This window comes from Synechococcus sp. R55.7, from assembly GCF_047461955.1.
Classification (GTDB): domain Bacteria; phylum Cyanobacteriota; class Cyanobacteriia; order Thermostichales; family Thermostichaceae; genus Thermostichus.
In genome coordinates, this window is sequence record NZ_JANSIC010000114.1 from 1 (window position 1) to 8,670 (window position 8,670).

Sequence of the window (8,670 nt, forward strand, 5' to 3'; positions counted from 1 at the left end):
AACTCCAGCGGCCAGTGGAAAAACCGGTTCTCGACGGCGAGGGCCTGAGCAGTGGCAAGGGCCTGGGAGGGGGTTCTCTCCTGCAGTCGATCAGCCACGGCTTGGGTGGTAATGGCCCTAGAGAAGTCAGGGATCAAGGGCTGGAAAAAAGCGGCTGTCCACAGGTTGCAGGCTTCCACTAGCTTTTGGTGTTGCGGGTCTTGGCAGTAGCGGCTGTAGAGCTGCTGCTTGCGGCTAACCTCTGCCGGGGAGTTGTCTGGAATGGCTTCTAGCTTCTGTCGCTCCTGGCTAAGCTCAGCCACCACCTGGTCAGTGTCAAAAGCAAGGGAAAGCTGCCCTGTTTGCAAACTCTGGCACTCGGTGCGATTGCGCTGCTTTAGCGAGCGGGCAGCCTCCTTGGAGTCAGCGCTAACCGGGGTAAAGGCTTCATCGGGGATGCCCTTTTCCAAAATCGCCAAATCCAAGACACCCACCAGCGAATCGCCGCACTTGATGTGGTGATCCAGGAAGGTGAGGGGCTTGCCGGCGCAGTGGGCCTCCAGCCACAGGGCCACGCGGCAGAGTTCCACCGCCAGCGGGTTTTTGTCCACGCCGTAGATGCAGTGCGCCACCACATCGCGGATGGCCTCGCGGACACGCTCGGGGGCGGGTTCCTCTTCGCCGGTGCGGAGCTTTGCCAGTTCCTTGCCCAACCTGCGGGCGGCAGCAAGCAGGAAGTGACCGGATCCGCAGGCGGGATCACACACACGGATGGACAAAATCGCTTGCTCTTTTTCCTCAGGTGGGCGAGCGGCTTTCAGCCGTTCTTCGATCACTGGCTCCAGCGCCGAGCGGATGAGTTCGGCCACTAGCTCCGGCGGGGTGTAGTAGGAGCCTGTGCTCTTGCGCTCTGAGCCGTAGCTCAACTCAAAGCGAGGCGCCCCTTGCCCAGTTACAATCTGAGGCTGGTAGTCGAGCAAGCTTTCGTAGACGGATCCCAGTTCTTCTACATCCAGCGCCGCGTAGTTGACCCGCCGAAGGGGAGAGGTGGGGTTTTCTCGGTAGTAGGCTAGGTGCGAAAAGGCTTGCAGCAGATCCCGGTTGCTCAGGCTGCACTCATCCAGCTCCAGAGGGGCAAACAGCTCTCCGTTGAGAGGAGCAGCCCCCAGCAGCTCCGCCAGCTCCTCTTGGGAAAGCACCCTCCAGAGCACCCGCAAGCTGCACCAGAGATCCTCGTGTTCGTCTTGGGCACTTTGCCGATCCAAAAACCGCCGCAGCCGCGTCACGCTGTAGTGCTCGCGATAGAGCGCCGCGCTGCTCATCAACCCCCGCTCTTCGGAAACCAAGAGGAACAGGAACCGGTAGACCAAGCGCAGCAGTTGGCGGTAGAGCTCCCTGGGATCCGACAAGAGCCGCGCTCTCAGCCTCTGGTTCTTGGGATGGGCCAGGAACCCATTTGCCAGCAACCTGATGCACTCCTCAACCCCCTCCCGCAGCCGTTCCCGTACCCGGCCACCCTGCTCCAGGGCCTGTTGGTAGTACTTTTCCAGCAGACAATCCCCTGCTAGCTCTGCCGTTTGGGGCAAGCGGCTGCGGTGCAGCAGCCGAAAGAGGATGGCAAAGTCGTTAAACCGCTGCTCCTCTAGGATCTGCTTCAGGTCAAACTCCACATAGGCCTGCCGACGCACATAGGTGGAGTCCCGCAGGAGGCGCAGGGTCAATCCGTTGGTAACAATGCCCCAGAGGTGCTCGCTGCGGTTGAGATACTCCTGCAGCAGCGAGTGGGGTGCCAGGCGAGGCCGGCCAGAAGCCGGCACGCGGCCCAGCTCCTGGCGCGCGCCGACGATGTGCACCGGTGGCGCGTCTTCCGCCTCGCCCATGCGATGCGAGATGGGGAAGTTCATTCCGTCCACCTCGCAGGCGCGCGGTTGATAGCGCACCTCGATCCCCAGCAAACTGAAGAAGGGGATCGCCCAGGCATCGCGGGTGATGCTGGTGGCGAGATCGCTTTCGGGCAGGCGCTGCAGGCGGCTCTGGAAGGCCTCCCAGTACTTTCGACAATCGGCAAAGACCGCGGCAATCTCTTCGACTGGGCCGCGCTTGCTGTTAAAGCCGAAGTCTTCTGGCTTCTGTCCTGGCAGATCCCCTGCCAGCAGCTTTTCGAGAATATCGGGCCCCAACAGGCCTCCTTCGATGCGTACCCCAGAAAACTCGCTCATCGGCAAACCACCGGTTGGAGAACAAGGAGTCCTAAAAGATCGGGGGGAAGCTGCGGCTTCACCTTCAGCCCCCGCCCCTGTAGGGACACGGCTTGGCGGATGCGCCTATGGGCAGCCTCCAGCTCAGCAGCACGCTGCAAAATCCGCTCCCGCGCCGCCTGCTGCAGCCGGTGATCCCTTCCCCAGTTTTCCTCTGTCTCCTGCCACGGGCCGAGACAGGCCAGGAGATGCTGAACCAGCTCCCGCTTTTCCGCTAGCGGTAGGTTCTCATCCGGCTTGGCCGTGGCCAGCAGTTGGAGAGCTGCGCCCGTCTCCAGCCAGCGGGCCTCGCCGCTCTCCAGGCCAACACCGCCTAGCACCAGCACCTCTTCCGCCAAGAGAGGCTGCCCCTGGGGTTGCTCCACCAGGTAGCGCACCCGCAGCAGCAGTAGAGTTGTAAGATCAACTACCGCTCGGGTGCGTAGAGCGCCGCAGCGGGAGACGACAGCATCCCCTTTCTCTGGGTTGTCGAGGGCTTCCTCCAGCAAAAACTGGGCCAGGGCAACCACGACGCGGTGGTTGCGGCCAATGTATTCGGCACCTTCGGGCGTGGGCGAGTCGAAGCTGATTAGCCAACGCCCGCCTTTGGGAGAGGGCAGGGCCAGGCGAATGGCTTCCGGCAAGGTGGCAGTGGCTTCGGAGCCGACGCTAACCTGGTAGACCCCCGACCGCTTCCCTGGGGTTATGGCTAGGTTGAGGCGCTGGGCGGCAGCCAGGAAGAATTCGCGCACAGCTTCGGGATCCCCTAGCACGGCATCGGTGGCCTCCAGCTCCCGCTGCACTGCCTCAGGCTTGAGGGCCCGCTGGGCAAAACGGGTGCGGTTGCGCCGCTCCTGTTCGACAGAGCGATCCCAGCGCCGGTGAAACTCATCCACTTCCGGCACGCCAAGATCGAGGGTTAGCTGGCGCTCGGCGGACCAGTGTCCCTTGCGCAGGAAGAGGGCTTCGAGCACAGCCTGGGTAACGCTTTCGCTAGCCTCCGGCACAGGCACGTGGGTGCCCAGGGTGCGGTGGATCTCCCGCGCTTTGTTGAGCAACACCTCCAGTACCACGCCATCTACGGGGTTGTCGCGGCCAAAAAAGCGGATGACCTTGACCCGGCTGGCCTTTTGGCCGTAGCGATCCACCCGGCCCTCCCGCTGCTCCAGCCGATTGGGGTTCCAGGGCAGGTCGTAGTGGATGACGGCTGTAAACTTTTCCTGCAGGTTGATCCCTTCCGAGAGGCAGTCGGTGGCCACCAGCACCCGTGGTCGGTCAACTTCCAGGTTCGCGATCTTGGCCTCCCGCTCCTCGTCTCCCATCCTGCCCGTTACACAGGCTACTTGGGCTGGGGATCCCAGCTGTTGCCGAAGGTAACTGTCCAGATACTCCGCAGTGGCAACGTAGCGGCACCAGAGGATGGGATGAAAACCTTCCTGAAGCAACTTTTTCACCAGCTCGATGGCCCGCGCCAGTTTGGTGTCGTGCTCTGGGCCCTGGAGCTGTTTGGCCAGACGGGCCAGGGCCTGCAACCGGCGGCGGTCGCTATCCGGCAGGGTTGGGTCTGCGGCTTCAAGAGCTGGCGTTGGCAGCTCATCGTCGGTACGCTCTTCTGCCGACTCGAACACCCAGCGGCTCAGTTCTGCCTCAACCTCTTCTTCTGCCTCCAGGGTTGCTCCGCTGCGATTGTGCAATGCCGCTACTGCTGCCGCCGGGCTGGACATTACGCAGCGCAAAAGGGCCAGCGCTCCCCAGTAGCGCACTCGCTGCTGGCGCTTCTCTAGTTGCTGCCCTGTGCACACCAATTCCGAGCAAAACCCATAGGTGTCCTCGAACAGCTTGCGCTGCCCCTCAGAAAGGGTGTAGGTTTCATCTTCAGCTTCCCGGGTTGGAAAACAGGTGAGCTCCTGCCAAGTTTCCCGAATATCTCGCCGCGTGCGCTGGACAAAATGACGGGCTAGCTGGACGCGTTGGTCTTCGTTGAGATCCTGGAGATCCCATGTCTCGAACTCGGGCCGCAGCAGCCCCAGCAGCGAGCGGAAGGCCTCTTCGACACCGCTGTGGGGAGTTGCCGTCAGCAGGATCAGGTGGCGGTTGGGGTTTTGGGCCACCGCTTTGAGCAGACTGTGGCGCTCCTGCTGGTTTTTGCCATGGGCCGCCGCTGCCCCATGGACTTCGTCGGCAATGACCAGCTCAGGACAAAATTGCAGAAATGGGTGGCGGTTGCGCTCGGTCTTGACGAAGTCAATGCTGGCCACCTGGACAGGAAAGTGCTCGTAGAGGCTGCGCCCAACAGGGGTTTTTCGCTCCAATTGCCCCACCGTTCCCGAGCGGATGACCACTGGCTCCAGGTTAAACTTCTCGGCCAGCTCGCTGGCCCACTGCTCGCACAAATAGGGAGGGCACAGGACACAAAGGCGTCGGATCTCGCCGCGATCCAAAAGCTCCCTGGCTATCAGCAGCGCCTCGATGGTCTTGCCCACCCCTACGTCGTCGGCAATCAATAGCCGCACCGGATCGAGGCGCAGCGCCATGAGCAAGGGCACAAACTGGTATACCCGTGGCCGAATCGAGAGGCGCCCCAGAGAGCGAAAGGGAGTTGCGCCCTCCCGTAAAATCAGCCGGGCCGCCTGCCAGAGGAGAAGGGTACTGGTGGCATCGGCAGGATGATCCCCAGAGGGCCAAGGAAAGGCGGTAGGCTCCACTCGCTCGAAGGGCAAGGTGCCGCCCACAAGGTTCATCAGGTGTCGGTGAATGCAAACCGCATCTTCTGGGGTGCCGGTGAGGGGCCGCAGCACCACAATTTCTTCTGAATCAGCGGGGAGCACCACCCACTCGCGGTTGCGGCAGCGGACAATTGAGCCAGGCTGCATGGGATCCCTGGGAGCGACCTACCTTTTCCATTGCATCTTAGATACTCTTTGGGGACAACTCTCTCCCATCTCCCAATACCCTGCCGGCAGCGGTAGGATGAAACGGAGCCGGCCTCAGGTACCCCTCTGGCCCACCGACATCATGAGCAGCCCCCGTTATCCGTTTGAGCGTGTTCGCGAGCACTTGCTCTTCCAATCTTTGGAAGATGCCGAGTGGAAGGCGCTGACGGCTGCCCTGTTGCCCAGCCGCTTCTCTCCTGGCCAGGTGATCTTTCAAGAGGGGGATCCCAGCAGTGACCTGTACATGATCCTCAGTGGAGTGGTGGAGCTGCGTCGCCAATATGTGCGACATCCGGGAGATTATTGGCTGGCTACGCTGCACGCCGGGCGTTTGTTTGGGGAACTTTCTCTGCTGACGGGACGGCGGCGCTCCTTTACAGCAGTGACCATAACCGAGGTGCAGACCCTGCGCCTCTCCAACGAGGGGCTGATCCTGTTGCCTCTGGAAGTCCAGGTGAAACTCTACCGCGCCTGGAGCCAGATCATCAGCGAGCACCTTTACTGGCTGGATAGTATGTTCACGGATCTTCTGGAGCAGCGAGGGGTAGAAAATGTAGCCTCGGCTATGGCTCTGCTGCACCAGCGCTATCCCGCTTGAAAGAGGCTCAATCCCTGCTCCGCATAGGTTTGCAGGTCAACGTCCACGAAGACAACCCCTTGGATCCCAAATTTTGTCTTCAGAATGTTCAGGGGTTGCGATATCATGTGCTAGGCAGCAGCCCCCAAGAGATTTCAAGCAGCGAGGTCAGGAGCAGTGGTTAGGGTAGCCATCAACGGGTTTGGTCGCATTGGTCGCAACTTTTTGCGCTGTTGGCTGGGTCGCTCCCAGTCCAACCTGGACATTGTTGCCATCAACGACACCTCAGATGCTCGCACGGCTGCCCACCTGCTCAAGTACGATTCCATCCTTGGGCCGTTGCAGGGAGCAGACGTTGAGCCTGCAGAAAACGGTTTGGTGGTGAACGGCAAGCATATCTATGCCGTTTCCGACCGCAACCCCAGCAACCTGCCCTGGAAAGAGTGGAAGGTGGATCTTGTTATTGAAGCTACAGGTGTTTTTGTCGACTACCAGGGTGCCTCTAAGCACATAGAAGCGGGGGCCAAAAAGGTGGTGATCACCGCCCCGGCCAAGGGGGGAGACATTCCCACGTTTGTCTACGGTGTTAATCAACACACCTACGACCCGGTGCGGCACAACATTGTCAGCAACGCCAGCTGCACCACCAACTGCCTTGCCCCGATCATCAAGGTGTTGCTGGACAAGTTCGGCGTCCTCCGTGCCACCATGACCACCACCCACAGTTACACCGGCGACCAGCGGATCTTAGATGGTGGTCACCGCGATCTGCGGCGGGCCCGGGCAGCAGCATTGAGCATGGTGCCCACCACCACGGGGGCTGCCAAGGCGGTGGCTTTGGTGATCCCGGAGCTGAAAGGCAAGCTGAATGGGGTGGCGGTACGGGTTCCCACGCCCAATGTGTCTCTGGTGGACTTGGTGGTGCAGACGGAGCGGCGCGTGATTGCCGAGGAGGTAAACGCTGCCCTGAAGGAAGCCTCGGAAACCACGATGAAAGGGATCATCGCCTACTCGGATATTCCCTTGGTCTCCATCGACTACCGCGGCCACGACTGCTCGGCCATTGTGGATGCGGAGATGACCAGTGTGCTGGATGGGGATCTGGTCAAGGTCATGGCTTGGTACGACAACGAGTGGGGCTACTCCCAGCGGGTGGTGGATCTGGCCGAGTACATGGCCGCTCACTGGGTGGAGTAGGCTGCTTCGGTTGGCAACCCTCTTCTGTTCCCCATTATTCCCCCATCGAGAACTGGGCAAAAACCTGCCAGCGCTTGCCGTCGTGGAGGAGAAGCGTCAAAGCCGACGCCGTGAAGGAACTTTGAAAAAAACGGGTCTTGAACTGCGGCCAGGCGGCGCGAAAGTGGGCGGGGGTTAGATCTCGAAAGGCAACGGTCATGTGGGGCACGAACGGACGGCCCTGAGCGGTTGTCTCTTTCTGGTTGAGAAGGATCCCCATGTGGTGATGGGCTTGAGCTTGTAGCTGCTGCAGTTCTGGGGAGGGCACGACGTGAATAAAAATGACACGCGGCGCGAAGGCCCCAAAGCCGGATAACTGGATGGCGACGGGAGTTTGCTGCTTGGCAAAGGCCTCTAGGGATCCCGTCAAGGCCGGCAGATCGGAACTGGGCCACTCGAACGGCGGCACCAGAGTGATGTGGGGAGGCGAGCGCAGGGCCGCTTGGCTGGCAAATTGCTCGGCAAACTGCTGTTTGATGGCTGTCACCTGCTCTTGCAGTGCTGGAGGGGGGAGCAGAGCAAGAAACAGTCGCTGCTTGGGGTTATCCACCAGCATCGGTAAGAACCTAGAGAACAGGGGATAATGCAACTGTAGCCAAGCCCAAACATCTTGTTATGTCGCGTCCTGTCGCTTCTTCCCCTATCCTGGATCCCTCCTCGGCAACCGGATCCCCAGGCCAAGCGCCTCAGCCGGCTCCCATTCCGCCCTACCAGTGGCATTTGTTCCTTTGTGCGGATCAAACCAAGCCCAAATGTTGTGAGAAAGCTGTGGGATTGGAAGCCTGGGACTATTTGAAATCGCGGATCAAGGAATTGAACCTGGAAATCGGGAGCGGGGGATCCCTGCGGGTACACCGCACCAAAGCCAACTGCCTGCGGGCATGCGACTATGCTGTTCCCGGCCCTGTGCTGCTGGTCTATCCCGGTGGGTTTTGGTACCACTCGGTCACGCCGGAGGTGGTGGAGGAGATTCTTCAAAAGCACATCTTGGGAGGGATCCCTGTTGTTGAGTATCTGGTAGCCCAAGATACCCTCAGCGCCCCTGATCCAAAAGGGCATGGATAGCCTGCACGCACTCTGCCGTCACCTGCTGCAAATCGGCCTTATCGCTGGAAGCAGGGGGGGGAATCACGTTGCCAATGCGCACCGTGATGGGGCAGAACAAGCGCGGCCACCGGGATCCCTTGGGCAAGACCTTTTCCGTGCCCCAAAGGGCTACAGGCAGCAGAGGCGTTTGGGTGCGGGCTGCAACCAAGGCCGCTCCCAAGTGGGGCTGAGGAATGCGGCCATCGGGGGTACGAGTGCCATTCAAAAAGATCCCTACCGCCCATCCCTGCGCCAAAGCTGCTTCCGTGGCCCGCAGGGCAGCGCGGTCAGAGCCGCCTCTTTTGACCGGGTAGGCGCCGTAGAGCTGGATCACCTGCTTCAGCCCCGGCACCCGAAACAGCTCTTCCTTGGCCATGAAGGCCACCGGGCGGCGCACCGCATTGGCCACCAGCGGCGGATCCAAATGGCTGGCGTGGTTGCTGACGACGATGAGGGATCCCTGGCGAGGCACGTTTTCCTGCCCATAGGTGCGCCCAAAATACAGTCCCCGAAACAAGGGGTTGACCACCAGCCACTTGAGCAGCCAGTAGGCCAACCAATCCCGGCGGCGATAACCCATCTGTGAGTCCAACGATCCCTGCCACTCCGGCAGCAGTTCCCT

At 60.9% G+C, this 8,670-nt stretch carries 7 protein-coding genes; 3 read left to right on the plus strand and 4 right to left on the minus strand.

The genetic code is table 11. The annotated features are described in order from the left end of the window. Both NW820_RS07550 and NW820_RS07555 read right to left on the minus strand, forming a co-directional pair. Positions 1–2,198, minus strand: a 2,198-nt coding sequence (locus NW820_RS07550; RefSeq protein ID WP_414407134.1) for a DNA methyltransferase, incomplete at its 3' end; no start/stop codon positions are given. Next, positions 2,195–5,089, minus strand: coding sequence for a helicase-related protein (locus tag NW820_RS07555; protein WP_414383480.1), 2,895 nt, complete (start codon positions 5,087–5,089; stop codon positions 2,195–2,197). The genes NW820_RS07550 and NW820_RS07555, both read right to left, overlap by 4 nt. A gap of 97 nt (positions 5,090–5,186) precedes the next feature. On the opposite strand from NW820_RS07555, the gene NW820_RS07560 reads away from it, so the two are divergent. Together NW820_RS07560 and gap are read left to right on the plus strand one after the other, a co-directional pair. Further along, positions 5,187–5,747 carry a Crp/Fnr family transcriptional regulator gene (locus NW820_RS07560; RefSeq protein ID WP_414342364.1) on the plus strand — a complete coding sequence of 187 codons (561 nt, stop codon included), beginning with the start codon at positions 5,187–5,189 and terminating at the stop codon, positions 5,745–5,747. Between the two features lie 156 nt (positions 5,748–5,903). Then, on the plus strand, positions 5,904–6,923 hold the full coding sequence (gene gap / locus NW820_RS07565; RefSeq protein ID WP_414407135.1) for a type I glyceraldehyde-3-phosphate dehydrogenase: 1,020 nt from the start codon (positions 5,904–5,906) through the stop codon (positions 6,921–6,923). Between the two features lie 34 nt (positions 6,924–6,957). Here the strand turns inward: gap and NW820_RS07570 are convergent, their stop codons facing one another. Next, positions 6,958–7,518 (minus strand): 2'-5' RNA ligase family protein, encoded by a 561-nt coding sequence (locus NW820_RS07570; protein ID WP_414407136.1) that lies wholly within the window; start codon positions 7,516–7,518, stop codon positions 6,958–6,960. A 59-nt stretch (positions 7,519–7,577) separates the two neighbouring features. Between NW820_RS07570 and NW820_RS07575 the strand changes: the two genes are divergently transcribed. Then, positions 7,578–8,027, plus strand: a complete 450-nt coding sequence (locus NW820_RS07575; RefSeq protein ID WP_414331431.1) for a (2Fe-2S) ferredoxin domain-containing protein — start codon at positions 7,578–7,580, stop codon at positions 8,025–8,027. Here NW820_RS07575 and NW820_RS07580 read toward each other — a convergent pair. Next, positions 7,996–8,628, minus strand: coding sequence for a lysophospholipid acyltransferase family protein (locus tag NW820_RS07580; RefSeq protein ID WP_414331435.1), 633 nt, complete (start codon positions 8,626–8,628; stop codon positions 7,996–7,998). The two genes, NW820_RS07575 and NW820_RS07580, sit on opposite strands and share 32 nt — an antisense overlap. Positions 8,629–8,670 lie beyond the last annotated feature (42 nt).